This window comes from Proteus sp. STS61-E, assembly GCF_040932335.1.
Taxonomy (GTDB): Bacteria; Pseudomonadota; Gammaproteobacteria; order Enterobacterales; family Enterobacteriaceae; genus Proteus; species Proteus mirabilis_B.
In genome coordinates this window covers 143,110-156,417 of sequence record NZ_JBFQGE010000007.1, presented here as the reverse complement: position 1 = coordinate 156,417, position 13,308 = coordinate 143,110, and the positions used below count along the sequence as shown (strand labels likewise).

The window sequence follows — 13,308 nt, the reverse complement described above, 5'->3', positions numbered from 1 at the left end:
CAATATTCGTGGAAGGACGATTATGTCTCTGATCCCAAATCACAGTTATAAAATCTTGAGCTACTCACCTCAGATTAGCCCTGCATACAGACAGAAACTATTATCTTTAGGTATGTTACCTGGCGCTGTGTTTAACGTTATTCGTATCGCACCACTGGGTGATCCTATTCAAATAGAAACTCACCGAGTGTCCCTAATTTTGAGAAAAAAAGATCTCGCACTCATTAATCTTAGCGAAGTGGTTCATAACGAAAAATAATCGTTATTTCTCATTCAACCAGGCAAGACAACTATTGGCATCACTATTATGACTCCTCTCACTATAGGTCTTATCGGTAATCCTAATGCCGGTAAAACAACACTCTTTAATCAGTTAACAGGCTCTCGTCAGCGTGTGGGTAACTGGGCGGGTGTAACGGTCGAACGCAAAGTTGGTCGTTTCACAACTGCAAATCATAAAATTGAGCTCGTCGATTTACCCGGGACTTACTCTTTAACGACAATTTCAGAACAGACATCTCTTGATGAGCAAATTGCCTGCCATTTCATTTTAAGTAATGAAGCAGACATGCTGATTAACGTGGTTGATGCATCAAATCTTGAGCGTAACCTCTATTTGACATTGCAACTGCTTGAGCTTGGTATTCCATGTATTGTGGCATTAAACATGCTCGATATTGCAGAACACCAAGATATGCAAATTGATATCAATGCACTTTCAGAGCAACTGGGTTGCCCTGTTATTCCAATGATTTCAACCAAAGCATCTGGCATTGATAAGCTCAAAGAAGCCATTGATACCTTCCCTGCTGAAAAGAAAAAACCACAAGAATTACTGACTTCTTATCCACTATGGTTATTAAATGAAGTCGAGGCACTTGCTGAAAAAATTAATCATGATGAGTTTAATTTACAGCAACGTCGTTGGATGGCATTACAGTGTTTAGAAGGGGATATCTATACCCATCAACGTGCGCAAGTCACCAGTGAAGATATCAAAGCCATTCGCCAACGAATTCAAGATGAACACAATAATGAACCAGAATTAGTCATTGCTGATGCCCGTTATCAAAATATTGAGCGCATCTGTCATGCTGTGATTAATATGGAGTCTATTAAGCCAAATATCCTGACACAAAATATCGATAAAGTGATATTAAACCGTTGGTTAGGCGTACCTATCTTCCTATTTGTCATGTATTTAATGTTTGTACTTGCGATTAACATCGGTGGTGCATTACAACCTGCTTTTGAAGGTGGCTCTGAAGCTATCTTTATTCATGGTATTCAATGGATTGGCTCAACTTTTAACTTCCCTGAATGGCTGACAATTTTCCTTGCACAAGGTGTCGGTGGTGGTATCAATACTGTTCTGCCATTAGTGCCACAAATCGGGATGATGTATCTCTTTTTATCTATCCTTGAAGACTCAGGTTATATGGCTCGTGCCGCGTTTGTTATGGATAGATTGATGCAGGCTCTGGGTTTACCGGGTAAATCATTCGTACCACTGATTGTTGGTTTTGGTTGTAACGTACCTTCTATTATGGGTGCTCGTACTCTTGATGCACCAAGAGAACGATTAATCACCGTATTAATGGCACCGTTTATGTCTTGTGGTGCTCGTTTAGCTATCTTCGCGGTATTTGCGGCAGCCTTCTTTGGTAAAAACGGCGCGAGTGTTGTTTTCTCACTTTATCTTCTCGGTATTGTGGTTGCTATCCTTACTGGCTTGCTGCTAAAACACACCATTATGCGCGGTGAAGCGTCACCTTTCGTGATGGAACTACCTGTTTATCACGTTCCCCACCTAAAAACGTTACTCATGCAAACATGGCAACGCCTAAAAGGTTTCGTTGTACGTGCAGGTAAAGTCATCATTATTGCGAGTATGTTTATTGGTGCGCTAAATAGCTTTACCTTCTCTGGTAAACCTGCGGATAACATCAATGATTCTGCATTAGCTTCTGTCAGTAAAGTGATCACACCATTACTGCAACCTATTGGTGTTCACAATGATAACTGGCAAGCAACGGTTGGTTTAGTCACTGGTGCGATGGCAAAAGAAGTGGTTGTGGGAACATTAAATACCCTCTATACCGCAGAAAGCATTGTTAATGAGCCATTTGATCCTGAAGAATTCGACCTGTGGGGAGAAATTGGTGATGCCTTTGGTGAAACATGGGATAGCTTAAAAGAGACTTTCACTTTAGCTGCACTTTCTAACCCAATTGAAGCCAGTAAAGGTGATGGTGAAATGGATACCGGCACAATGGGAACCATGGGCGCTAAATTCGGTTCAGGCATTGCTGCTTATAGCTACTTAATCTTTGTTTTACTGTATGTACCTTGTGTTTCAGTAATGGGTGCTATCGCTCGTGAAACTAGTCGTGGCTGGATGACCTTCTCTATTCTTTGGGGATTAAATATTGCTTACTCACTGGCTGCGCTGTTCTATCAAACCGCAACCTTCAGCGAGCATCCACAAAGCAGTACAATCACCATTGCTGCGGTTGTGATATTTAACTTAATTCTATTTATCTTGTTGCGTAATGCTCGTAATCGTCTAACAATTAACTTAAGCAATAAGTCATCATTGACTAAACAATGTTGTTCAAAAGGTAGCTGTCACTAAGTGACAAAGGAAAAGTAAGATGGCCAGTTTGATAGAAGTACGTAATTGTATCGCCCTTAATGGTCGAGCCGATGCCCGTCTTATCAGCCATCAACTCAATATGCCTGAACCGTTGGTACAAGCAATGTTAGAACGGCTCACATTGATGGGTAAGCTTCAAGAAGTCGATGTCGAGGATTGTCTTACGGGTAGCTGTAAAAATTGCCCAGAGGCCACCGCCTGCCAGACAAAGCTTTATCAAATAGTCTAACAAATTGATAAATACCATCATAATAATCCCTTACTTTATGTAGGGGATTTTTTTATCTAATGCGCAAGATGAATCATTTTCATCTTCCTATTTAATGATTTACTTTCCTAACTATCACGGCATAATCCATTAAATATAGACGTAAAGACGTCTATTTAATTTCACTTAATAAGAATATAAAAATTATGCCAATAACTGAATTCTCATCAACAATTACCACAGGCGAGCAAGGCAAATTACAAATGCAATGCGCGTCGCGCCAATTTCAATTTTTACTTGATGAACCTGTATCACTGGGAGGTAAAGACAGTGCCATGAATCCTGTGGAAGCACTGTTAGGTACGCTAGGTGCTTGTAAAGGTATCGTGGCAAAAAGCTTTGCACGTATGCACCAAATTAATCTTAAAAATATTCGCATTGAAGTCAGAGGCGAATTAGATACCGATGGTTTTACCGGAAAAAATAAAGAAGCCAAAATCGGTTTTAGTAAAATTACGACCGAGTTTTTTATTGAAGCAGATAATAGTGAAGAAGAGATCGCGGCATTTATCGCTTTTATTGAACGCACTTGCCCTGTTTTTGACACTATTAAAAATCCGCCGATTTGTGAAACATCTTATAGTGTCGAAAACCACATTGAAAATAGAGAGTTATAAACTCTCAAAACTGCCCTCAAGTATGGGCAGTTTTGGGTGATAATTATGATGTTATTTCACAAGCCTCAATTAACGTTTGAGCAAATTCATCTGGATGTGAAATAAACGGCGCATGAGCCGCATTACGGAAAATAACAGAAGGTGAATGAGGATAAATAGCATCTAATAATCCAGCCACTTTCCGAGGAACTAAGCCATCTAAATAGCCATAAAAACGAATAAAAGGACAACTCAGCGTTTTCAACTCTTCTCGTAAATCCTCAGTACGCAAAATTTCTAGTCCACCATTAAGTACTTCGACAGAAGGGAGTGGTTGCTCTAATACTACTGACTTTAATGCCTTCATATCTTCACGCGCACTTTGTGTGCCCAATGTTTGCAGTGCTAAAAAACGTTCAACTGTGCGATGAAAATTCTCGTTTAACTGTTGTTCAAATCCCTTTAACACTTCAGGTTTGATACCCGGCCAATCCTCATGAGCAGCAAAGCAAGGCGAAGAAGCCACTGTAATCAATGCTTGTACATTATTGGGATTATCTAAAACAACACGGCTGGCGACTAATCCCCCTAAAGACCATCCTAACCAAATGGCATTATCGGGGGCTTTGGCAAAAACAATATCAGCCATCTCTTTTAATGTAAGAACAGGAAAACCTTGGCTACGACCATATCCTGGGAGATCAACAAGATGCAGTGTAAAATGCGAGCTTAGCCGCAGTATTAATGATTGCCAGACCTCTGCATTCAATCCCCATCCGTGTAATAGCACAAGATGCGTTTTTCCTTCACCCATTGTCTGCCAATACAATTTATTCATTGTTATGCTCTCTTCTCTTAGTACAGGGATTTTCATTATGTGGATAACAATAGCAGGATATTGTTGGTTGTGTCGCCAACCCTTACATTATGATACTAAAGGTGTTTGTTCGAGTTGTATTCGACATTTACCTAAACAGCATAACCGCTGCCCATGCTGTTTATATCCCTCATCTCACTCTATGATGCTATGTGGACGCTGCTTGCAATCGCCTCCATTATGGAAACAGATGTTGACAGTCACTGACTATCAACCGCCATTAAATAAATTATTACACCTTTATAAATACCAACCTCGCCCTCAAATAGCTTTATGTCTTGCACGACTTTTTCTATTGCGATGGCTTTCACATCGGCGAGAAAACTTGGTGCAGATACCTGACAGAATTATTAGCGTTCCTTCGCATCATCATCGCCGTTGGTCTAGAGGCTTTGAGCAAGTAGAAGCTATCGCTAAGCCTTTGGCAAGGTGGCTAAATTGTGCTTATCAACCGGATACCCTGATAAGAACTCGTGCTACACTGGTGCAAACGCATCTTAATGCCAAACAAAGGCAACAAAATTTAAAGAATGCATTTGTATTAAATAACACAGTGTCGGTATCAGGGAAAAATCTGGCACTAATTGATGATGTTATCACTACAAGCGCGACATTAAAGAGCATTGCCCCCTTGTTATTTCGTGCGGGAGCACGCTCTGTTGAGGTATGGGCGATTTGCCGAACCTTGTAGTTAACCGCCAATTGGGCGTATGATAACCAACCAGAACAGTCAACTATTGAGCAAGACGATATGATTATTATTACTGATGCCGCACAGGCGCATTTTGCCAAACTACTGGCTAACCAAGAACCCAACACCCAAATTCGTGTATTCGTTATCAATCCAGGCACACCTAATGCTGAATGTGGCGTTTCATACTGCCCACCTGATGCCGTAGAGCCAAACGATACTGAAATTAAGTTCGAAAAACTTTCTGCGTATGTTGATGACATCAGCGCACCTTTCTTAGAAGATGCAGAAATTGACTTTGTCACTGACCAACTGGGCTCACAATTAACGCTGAAAGCACCTAACGCAAAAATGCGTAAAGTCGATGCTGATGCACCGTTAATTGAACGCGTCGAATACGTACTACAATCACAAATTAACCCACAATTAGCCGGTCATGGTGGTCGCGTTAGTCTGATGGAAATCACTGAAGATGGTTATGCTATCTTACAATTTGGTGGTGGCTGTAACGGTTGTTCAATGATTGATGTCACATTAAAAGATGGTATCGAAAAAGAGCTGTTAAACCTGTTCCCAGATGAATTGAAAGGTGTGAAAGATTTAACTGAACACCAACGCGGCGAACACTCCTACTACTGATCCCTCAGTATCACATCCCCTATGATACTCACCTGCACTGATATCATGGGGGATTTGTTTATTAAAATAATCATTTACAAAGTGTAACGTCATCTTTACCCATTTGACGTTATGATAAATGTATCGTTCTCTCGCTCAGAACAAATAAATCAATTAACAATATAATAAATAAGACAATTATGGATAAGTTTCAATTTCTTAGTATTGAACAAGCCTATCAATTCTGGACATCTCAATCGGCAATCTTAGTTGATGTAAGAGATCCTCAGAGTTACCGCATTGGTCATGCTACTGGCGCATTTCATCTCACCAATGATACGCTAAACCAATTTTTACAAGATGCTGACTTTGATGTTCCTGTTATGGTGATGTGTTATCACGGTCATAGCAGCCAAGGCGCAGCTCAATATCTGGTCAATATGGGCTTTGAAACCGTTTATAGTATCAACGGTGGTTTTGAAGCATGGCTAAGAGAGTTTCCACAAGCGATAACTTCTCTGCAATAACTACAGATGAGTTTTGTTAATGATCCACATTATTACGCTTTCTAACCCTCAAGCAGCTGATTTATTTGTCAATTATATGACAACGAAAGGTGTGCGAATTCACGCAAAAAATGAAAATCAGCAGATCTCACTTTGGTTAGAAGACCAACATCAGTTGGATATGGTTGAAAAAGAACTAAATACTTTTTTACGTGAGCCTTTTCACCCACGTTACCAAGCAGCGAGTTGGCAAACCGGAGATCCGAAGAATACGGGTATAAAATATCGCCCTGCCTTTTCGATAAAAAATATGGTGCAACGCTCAGGCCCATTAACGGTACTGGTGGTCATTTTATGTATCCTTATTTTTATTTGGCAACAAGTAGTAGGCGATTATAACGTTATGCTCCATCTGGCATGGCCTTACAAAGAGAGCCTGAACTTTGAAGTTTGGCGCTATATCACCCCTGCGTTTGTTCACTTCTCACTGATGCACATCGCCTTTAACCTTGCGATGTGGTGGTATCTCGCAAGTCAAACAGAGCAACGATTAGGTACGGGTAAACTATTTGTCATCATGCTCGTTTCTGCGCTCTTTAGTAATTGGGCACAATCACTGTTTACAGACTCTAATTTTGGTGGGCTTTCCGGTGTTGTTTACGCATTAATCGGCTATGTAGGCTTAACGGGAATACGTAATCCAGAAAAAGGTATTGGTGCTCCAACAGGCTTAATCGGCTTTTCGATTTTGTGGATTGTTGCGGGCTACATGGGCGTTTTAGGTGACTCAATCGGAAATACTGCACATTTTGCAGGCTTCCTTATCGGCTTATTGATGGCTTTGTGGGATAATCGACATCAATTATCTCGTAGATCATAATAAAATTAACATGATATTTTTAACATTAGGGGATACCTGTGAAGCAAACGCAACGACATGATGCCATCATTGAACTGGTACGCCTACAAGGCTATGTCAGCACTGAAGAATTGGTGGAGCATTTTGAAGTCAGCCCACAGACAATCCGACGTGATTTAAATGAATTAGCGGAAAAGAACAAAATCCAACGTCATCACGGCGGTGCAGCATTACCTTCAAGCTCCGTGAATACGGCTTATCATGATCGTAAAATCATGTGGTCTGATGAAAAATCACGTATCGCACAACGAGTAGCAAGCTTAATTCCTGATGGTGCAACACTGTTTATTGATATCGGAACAACACCTGAAGCCGTTGCGCATGCTTTAATTAACCACAAAAACCTACGTATCGTGACCAACAATCTCAATGTGGCAACGTTACTGATGGGCAAAGAAGACTTTCGCTTAATTCTTGCCGGTGGTGAAGTACGTACGCGAGATGGTGGTATTGTCGGTGAAGCTACACTTGATTTTATCTCTCAATTCCGTCTTGATTACGGCATCTTAGGGATAAGCGGCATCGATATGGATGGTTCTCTACTTGAGTTTGATTACCATGAAGTTCGAACTAAACGCGCAATTATCGAAAACTCACGCTGCGTAATGTTGGTGACTGACCATTCTAAGTTTGGTCGTAATGCAATGGTGAATTTAGGCAATATGAATTTGATCGACTACTTATTTACCGATCAAGAACCACCAGCAGGGATCCAAAAAATTGTTGAGCAACACAACGTTCAACTCGAATTATGTTAATTGAATAGATTCCTCAAAAAGTACCTTCTTAGGTACTTTTTTTTCGCCTATTTTTTACTAAACTCTAATTAACTCATTCTATTTACACTCTTTTTTGATACATCACCTGTCTTTTTTATTAATACATTAACAATGTTGTTTATTTTTAATAAGCCCACAAAAAATGTGGATATGATAATAAATTGTTATCCATATCACGCGGTTATGTTTTTTATCAGTTATATAGTTGGCATTTTCATCAAACTTCATTACAATTATGAGCGAAAACGAACATTAAAGAATTGTTTCGCGCATTCGTAGGAGGATGTTATGAAAACTCAAGACTTGATTGTCATCGGCGGCGGAATAAACGGCGCTGGAATTGCGGCGGATGCAGCTGGCCGAGGCCTTTCAGTACTTATGCTGGAAGCTCAAGACTTAGCAAGTGCGACATCTTCCGCGAGCTCTAAACTTATTCATGGTGGTTTACGCTATCTAGAACATTATGAGTTTCGCTTAGTAAGCGAAGCACTGGCAGAGCGTGAAGTATTATTACGTTTAGCACCACATATCGCATTTCCAATGCGCTTTCGTCTACCGCACCAACCACACTTACGCCCAGCTTGGATGATCCGTATTGGTCTATTCCTTTATGATCATTTAGGAAAACGTGTCAGCCTGCCAAGCAGTAAAGGCATTAAATTCGGTGCAAATTCTGTGTTAAAACCAGAATTAACACGCGGTTTTGAATATTCAGACTGCTGGGTTGATGATGCACGTTTAGTGGTACTCAACGCACAAGAGATTGTCCGTCGTGGCGGTGAAGTGCGCACTCGCACTAAAGTCACTCGCGCTTGGCGTGAAAATAATTTATGGATGGTAGAAGCGCAAGATTTACGCACTGGTGAAACATCGCTCTATCAATCAAAAGCTCTTGTCAATGCCGCCGGCCCTTGGGTTAAAACGTTGTTTGATGAAGGCTTAAAACTGAAATCACCTTATGGCATCCGCTTAATTAAAGGTAGCCATATTGTTATTCCTCGTGCTCATAACGAACCACAAGCTTATATTTTACAAAACGAAGATAACCGTATCGTTTTCGTTATTCCTTGGATGGATGAGTTCTCTATCATCGGTACTACGGATGTTGAATATAACGGCGATCCTAAAGATGTCGCGATTGATGACAACGAAATTCAGTACTTACTGAAAGTCTATAACGATCACTTTAAAAAGCAGTTAACCAAAGAAGATGTGGTTTGGGATTACTCTGGCGTGCGTCCATTATGTGACGATGAATCAGATTCTCCACAAGCGATCACCCGTGATTACACCTTAGATGTTCACGATGATAATGGCCAAACACCACTGTTATCTGTATTTGGTGGTAAATTAACGACTTATCGTAAATTAGGTGAACACGCTGTTGATAAACTCGTGAGCTATTTCCCTAATATGGGTAAACCGTGGACTAAAAACGGTCAATTACCGGGTGGTAATTTAGAAGGTTGTGATCGTGATGGTTATTCTCGTTTAATTCGTCAGCGTCACCCTTGGTTACCAGAAGCACTCGCACTGCGTTTTGCCCGTACTTACGGTAGCAACACTGAATTACTGCTTGAAGGTATTACTGATTTAGCAGGTATGGGTGAAAACTTTGGTCATAATCTGTATGAAGCAGAATTACGTTATTTAGTAAAACATGAGTGGGTTATCGAAGTTGATGATGCTATTTGGCGTCGTACCAAACTCGGCATGTGGCTAAATGACGAACAAAAACAACGTATTAGTCAATGGTTAGCGGCAAATACACACACTGCATAAGAGTAGCAAAAATATTCTCTGACTCTGTTCGATGTTTTTATTAGCAATTTTTGTGGCGCCTAATACCGCGCCACTTTTTTTTCTTTTTTTACCAAAACGCTCAAATTATTCATTATTAACAGCGTGCTAACTGTTTTTCTAAAAAAGCTTTTAATACAGTTGCATTATTTTGTTGCTCATCTTTGCCTGAATAAAGTAGTACTAGCGGTTGCTCTTTTGCTATCACAAGGAGAGGTTGCCAATGTTCAGGAGCGCCTGTCAATTCGGCAATATAACGTTGGGTAAATTCAGTAAAATCGCCGCCACCAGCATGAAACCATTTTCGTAATTCGGTCGAAGGTGCAACCTCTTTATTCCACTCATCATAATGAAAGTCTGTTTTTTTCACGCCTCTTGGCCACAATCTATCCACTAATACGCGATAACCTTCATGGGTTCCCTCTTTATCGTTATACACTCGCTTACAGGTGATCATTTCGCCTCCCTTCAATAAGTTAATTCATTTAATTGTAGAAGAAAAATCACACAGCTTATGCATAGTGAAGCTAATTTTCTTTATTAAAGAAGACTTCAACATGAAGTTTTCTCTCATTTCTATTGAATTATCCTCATCAAAAACAGGGTGAATAGTTGTTGACTAAATAGCCTAATTAAGAGAATCTACATCTAGACGTCTAAATGGTTAGATGGGTAAATAGGTAGTGATACTTAAATAAGAATAACAACACAGTGACATGATTGATGAGGTACAGGTATGAGCTTTTATCACGCAAGCCAACATGAAGCATTAAATCAAAATCTTGCCGAACTTGATGGTCAGATCCAAGTTTCCTTTGAGTTTTTCCCGCCTCGTACCGAAGAGATGGAAAATACTCTTTGGCAATCTCTTGCGCGCTTAAATACCTTAAAACCGAGCTTTGTTTCTGTGACTTATGGTGCAAACTCAGGCGAGCGAGATAGAACTCACTCGATTATTAAAGGAATTAAAGAGCGCACAGGATTAGAAGCCGCACCGCATTTGACTTGCGTTGATGCTAGCCGTGAAGAGCTACAACATATCGCACAAGATTATTGGCAAAGTGGCATTCGCCATATTGTTGCCTTACGAGGCGATTTACCAGACAACTCTCAAAAACCCGATATGTATGCCACAGATTTAGTTCACTTACTCAAAGGCGTGGGTGATTTTGATATCTCTGTTGCGGCTTATCCTGAAGTGCATCCTGAAGCAAAAAGTGCACAAGCAGATTTAATTAACTTAAAAAGAAAAGTAGATGCGGGAGCAAATCGCGCGATCACTCAATTTTTCTTTGATGTCGAAAGCTATTTACGTTTTCGTGATCGCTGCGTTTCAACAGGTATTGATGTTGAGATTGTGCCGGGAATTTTACCTGTCACGAATTTTAAACAACTAAAACGCTTTGCAGGTTTAACCAATGTAAAAATTCCGGGTTGGATGCATAAAATGTTTGATGGGTTAGATAATGATCCTGAAACGCGTAGTCTGGTAGGTGCTTCGATTGCTATTGATATGGTGAAGATTTTAAGCCGTGAAGGAGTCAAAGATTTCCATTTTTATACACTTAATCGTTCAGAATTAACCTATGCTATTTGCCATACGCTAGGTGTTCGTCCTGAACTTGTGCAAGCCTGATCCTATCTTACAATTACCCCGCCAATTAAGCGGGGTGACATCTTGATGAATTACTCACCAAAGTGATACGGTTTTTCTACCGGTAATAGGCTGTATGCGGTGTCGAGATCACCATTAGCAATACAAGCATCTATTTTACGTACCTTATCGGTAACATCCGTAATATTCACAATCCACTCTTTGCAATATTTTTCAACTGCTTGATTTCGCAAACCAATTTGAATAGTACGATAACTGAGTCGATTCAGATAAATATCACGTTCAGGGTCCCACTGAATGCGGATATTACTGGTTTCTGACGCTTCTTTCCACGCTTGCGCACTGGCATAGCGGTCTGGATCAAAATGACTCACAACTCCTTGTGTCAGCATCTCTTGAAAGCCTTCATGCGTAATATCAACCGCAAGAATAGAAGCTTGATTAGCGTCTTTGCGTCCCCAACCAGAACGGTACATCATCCAAAGAAAGGAAGGTTTTACCCAAGTCATACGGGTCATACTAAAAGGGGGCGAAACAAATGTTCCGTTTGCGACTGCGCTCTGAGCAATAGTATTTGAATAGGCTTGATAAACACGAACAAAATCATTCGTATAATACGCCCTTACTTCACACTCAGGACATCGGTCAACATCATCGTTCATCTTTCTTTAATATCCTTTTATATTAATAAAATGGAACTATCCGCTTAAATTATGAGCCTCTGATTGCAGATAATCAAGAGCCCCTATTTTTGTTAAAACGAGATAAGTAGAGTAGCGCGCATTTGTAAAAGTAAAAAAAAGAATAACAATAAAACGAGCAGACTAATGTTCCTATTGTGGCTAAATAATAAAAATTTAGTCTTGTAAAATATATCTCACACTTCGCCCGCCAGCCCCACTGTCTGCTAAAAAACCCTGCTCAACAAGAAATGCTAAATGTCTTGTTGCACTTGCTCGACTCACTTTTGCCACACTCTTATATTGGCTATTATTAATTCCATCGACAAAATCCCCTTGAAGCATTCTATTGATAACTTTTGATTGCTCTGGCGACAACAACGCTTGATCATGGGTTTGCCAATATTTAGTTGCTCTTACTGTCTTATCAATTTCATGTGTAGCTTCCAAAATAGATAATTGAAGCATTTGTAAAAACCATTGAAGCCATAATGTAATATCACCATCACCTTTTTGGGTATTTTCGATGATGTCGTAATATTCTTGGCGATGCTCATTAATCGTTTTTGACATCGCATATAATCTGACTGTTTTATTTTCAGCTTGAGCTAATGCTAAATCCATAATAAGTCTGCCTATCCGCCCATTACCATCTTCAAATGGATGAATAGTTAAAAACCACAGATGGGCAATAGCCGCTCTGATAATCAAATCAGGCTCATAATGAACTCTTGTTTTATTAAACCAATCCAAAAATAATGCCATCTCAGTTTCTATTGATTCAGGTGGCGGAGCTTCAAAATGTACAATAGGTTTATCAATTCTTTTACCTGAAACGACCTGAACAATACCTGTTCGGTATTTCCCTGAAGTAATAGGATTTAAAATAGAATGTCCTTCAGGAAACAATAGGTTATGCCATTGAAATAAACGTTCATGAGTTAATGGTTCATCTAAATTATTAATAGCATCTAATGCAGCTTGCACAAAACCCTCTGACTTTTCATCAGTTGGATATGTTTTCTCTTCCACAATACCTAAACGAGTCGCTAGTGAAGAGCGCACAGAAAATGCATTTAGCTTTTCACCTTCAATATCACTCGAATAAATAATATTTGCCAAAATAGAATCTAATGCAGATGTACTGTTTTCAGGCAACATTTGGCTTTGACCATAGAGCATCCCTTGAACAAAACGAGTATCAATAAGTAAAGGGATCACGGTACTGTTGTTAAATCTGAAATGAGTCCAGTTTGAATGTTGCCAAATCCACATAAATTACCCTCATGAGTCGAATATAAAC

At 39.9% G+C, this 13,308-nt stretch carries 15 protein-coding genes; 11 read left to right on the top strand and 4 right to left on the bottom strand.

Features of this window, described 5'->3' with window-relative positions; all coding sequences use genetic code 11:
• Nucleotides 1-22: 22 nt before the first annotated feature.
• The 4 genes from feoA (at nucleotide 23) to AB4J89_RS15795 (ending at nucleotide 3,541) form a co-directional block, all read left to right on the top strand.
• On the top strand, nucleotides 23-259 hold the full coding sequence (gene feoA, locus AB4J89_RS15810; protein WP_036914344.1) for a ferrous iron transporter A: 237 nt from the start codon (nucleotides 23-25) through the stop codon (nucleotides 257-259).
• Nucleotides 260-307: 48 nt separating this feature from the next.
• Entirely contained in the window at nucleotides 308-2,635 is a 2,328-nt protein-coding gene (gene feoB, locus AB4J89_RS15805; protein ID WP_368469886.1) for a Fe(2+) transporter permease subunit FeoB, read from the top strand.
• Between the two features lie 19 nt (nucleotides 2,636-2,654).
• On the top strand, nucleotides 2,655-2,885 hold the full coding sequence (locus AB4J89_RS15800) for a FeoC-like transcriptional regulator (RefSeq protein WP_368469884.1): 231 nt from the start codon (nucleotides 2,655-2,657) through the stop codon (nucleotides 2,883-2,885).
• Between the two features lie 185 nt (nucleotides 2,886-3,070).
• The gene (locus AB4J89_RS15795; RefSeq protein ID WP_368469882.1) at nucleotides 3,071-3,541 is read left to right on the top strand and encodes an OsmC family protein; all 471 of its coding nucleotides are present in this window, start codon (nucleotides 3,071-3,073) and stop codon (nucleotides 3,539-3,541) included.
• A gap of 43 nt (nucleotides 3,542-3,584) precedes the next feature.
• Here the strand turns inward: AB4J89_RS15795 and bioH are convergent, their stop codons facing one another.
• Nucleotides 3,585-4,358: a pimeloyl-ACP methyl ester esterase BioH gene (gene bioH, locus AB4J89_RS15790; protein ID WP_088494304.1), complete on the bottom strand. Its 774-nt coding sequence runs from the start codon at nucleotides 4,356-4,358 to the stop codon at nucleotides 3,585-3,587.
• 37 nt (nucleotides 4,359-4,395) lie between these two features.
• On the opposite strand from bioH, the gene gntX reads away from it, so the two are divergent.
• From gntX to glpD, 6 genes are all read left to right on the top strand, one after another.
• The gene (gntX, locus tag AB4J89_RS15785; RefSeq protein ID WP_227718965.1) at nucleotides 4,396-5,088 is read left to right on the top strand and encodes a DNA utilization protein GntX; all 693 of its coding nucleotides are present in this window, start codon (nucleotides 4,396-4,398) and stop codon (nucleotides 5,086-5,088) included.
• Nucleotides 5,089-5,148: 60 nt separating this feature from the next.
• Nucleotides 5,149-5,727 (top strand): Fe-S biogenesis protein NfuA, encoded by a 579-nt coding sequence (gene nfuA / locus AB4J89_RS15780; RefSeq protein WP_023583208.1) that lies wholly within the window; start codon nucleotides 5,149-5,151, stop codon nucleotides 5,725-5,727.
• Between the two features lie 179 nt (nucleotides 5,728-5,906).
• On the top strand, nucleotides 5,907-6,233 hold the full coding sequence (glpE, locus tag AB4J89_RS15775; protein ID WP_069369522.1) for a thiosulfate sulfurtransferase GlpE: 327 nt from the start codon (nucleotides 5,907-5,909) through the stop codon (nucleotides 6,231-6,233).
• A gap of 19 nt (nucleotides 6,234-6,252) precedes the next feature.
• Nucleotides 6,253-7,092, top strand: coding sequence for a rhomboid family intramembrane serine protease GlpG (glpG, locus tag AB4J89_RS15770; RefSeq protein WP_311755512.1), 840 nt, complete (start codon nucleotides 6,253-6,255; stop codon nucleotides 7,090-7,092).
• A 38-nt stretch (nucleotides 7,093-7,130) separates the two neighbouring features.
• Nucleotides 7,131-7,889, top strand: coding sequence for a DeoR/GlpR family transcriptional regulator (locus AB4J89_RS15765; RefSeq protein ID WP_006534541.1), 759 nt, complete (start codon nucleotides 7,131-7,133; stop codon nucleotides 7,887-7,889).
• Nucleotides 7,890-8,198: 309 nt separating this feature from the next.
• The gene (gene glpD, locus AB4J89_RS15760) at nucleotides 8,199-9,692 is read left to right on the top strand and encodes a glycerol-3-phosphate dehydrogenase (protein WP_088494301.1); all 1,494 of its coding nucleotides are present in this window, start codon (nucleotides 8,199-8,201) and stop codon (nucleotides 9,690-9,692) included.
• 115 nt (nucleotides 9,693-9,807) lie between these two features.
• Here glpD and AB4J89_RS15755 read toward each other — a convergent pair whose 3' ends face one another.
• Nucleotides 9,808-10,167 (bottom strand): DUF488 domain-containing protein, encoded by a 360-nt coding sequence (locus AB4J89_RS15755; protein WP_088494300.1) that lies wholly within the window; start codon nucleotides 10,165-10,167, stop codon nucleotides 9,808-9,810.
• Between the two features lie 279 nt (nucleotides 10,168-10,446).
• Here AB4J89_RS15755 and metF point away from each other — a divergent pair, with 279 nt between their 5' ends.
• A complete protein-coding gene (gene metF / locus AB4J89_RS15750; RefSeq protein WP_088494299.1) occupies nucleotides 10,447-11,346 on the top strand; it encodes a methylenetetrahydrofolate reductase in 900 nt (299 codons plus the stop codon).
• Between the two features lie 50 nt (nucleotides 11,347-11,396).
• Here metF and AB4J89_RS15745 read toward each other — a convergent pair whose 3' ends face one another.
• Together AB4J89_RS15745 and AB4J89_RS15740 are read right to left on the bottom strand one after the other, a co-directional pair.
• Nucleotides 11,397-11,987, bottom strand: coding sequence for a DUF4291 domain-containing protein (locus AB4J89_RS15745; RefSeq protein WP_311755513.1), 591 nt, complete (start codon nucleotides 11,985-11,987; stop codon nucleotides 11,397-11,399).
• A 195-nt stretch (nucleotides 11,988-12,182) separates the two neighbouring features.
• Nucleotides 12,183-13,280, bottom strand: a complete 1,098-nt coding sequence (locus AB4J89_RS15740; RefSeq protein ID WP_088494297.1) for a Fic family protein — start codon at nucleotides 13,278-13,280, stop codon at nucleotides 12,183-12,185.
• Nucleotides 13,281-13,308 lie beyond the last annotated feature (28 nt).

What these genes read in the sequence shown, in the direction of transcription:
- feoA (WP_036914344.1), top strand. Translation starts at nt 23, where the DNA reads ATGTCTCTGATCCCAAATCACAGTTATAAAATCTTGAGCTACTCACCT.
- feoB (WP_368469886.1), top strand. Translation starts at nt 308, where the DNA reads ATGACTCCTCTCACTATAGGTCTTATCGGTAATCCTAATGCCGGTAAA.
- AB4J89_RS15800 (WP_368469884.1), top strand. Translation starts at nt 2,655, where the DNA reads ATGGCCAGTTTGATAGAAGTACGTAATTGTATCGCCCTTAATGGTCGA.
- AB4J89_RS15795 (WP_368469882.1), top strand. Translation starts at nt 3,071, where the DNA reads ATGCCAATAACTGAATTCTCATCAACAATTACCACAGGCGAGCAAGGC.
- bioH (WP_088494304.1), bottom strand. Translation starts at nt 4,358, where the DNA reads ATGAATAAATTGTATTGGCAGACAATGGGTGAAGGAAAAACGCATCTT.
- gntX (WP_227718965.1), top strand. Translation starts at nt 4,396, where the DNA reads ATGTGGATAACAATAGCAGGATATTGTTGGTTGTGTCGCCAACCCTTA.
- nfuA (WP_023583208.1), top strand. Translation starts at nt 5,149, where the DNA reads ATGATTATTATTACTGATGCCGCACAGGCGCATTTTGCCAAACTACTG.
- glpE (WP_069369522.1), top strand. Translation starts at nt 5,907, where the DNA reads ATGGATAAGTTTCAATTTCTTAGTATTGAACAAGCCTATCAATTCTGG.
- glpG (WP_311755512.1), top strand. Translation starts at nt 6,253, where the DNA reads ATGATCCACATTATTACGCTTTCTAACCCTCAAGCAGCTGATTTATTT.
- glpD (WP_088494301.1), top strand. Translation starts at nt 8,199, where the DNA reads ATGAAAACTCAAGACTTGATTGTCATCGGCGGCGGAATAAACGGCGCT.
- AB4J89_RS15755 (WP_088494300.1), bottom strand. Translation starts at nt 10,167, where the DNA reads ATGATCACCTGTAAGCGAGTGTATAACGATAAAGAGGGAACCCATGAA.
- metF (WP_088494299.1), top strand. Translation starts at nt 10,447, where the DNA reads ATGAGCTTTTATCACGCAAGCCAACATGAAGCATTAAATCAAAATCTT.
- AB4J89_RS15745 (WP_311755513.1), bottom strand. Translation starts at nt 11,987, where the DNA reads ATGAACGATGATGTTGACCGATGTCCTGAGTGTGAAGTAAGGGCGTAT.
- AB4J89_RS15740 (WP_088494297.1), bottom strand. Translation starts at nt 13,280, where the DNA reads ATGTGGATTTGGCAACATTCAAACTGGACTCATTTCAGATTTAACAAC.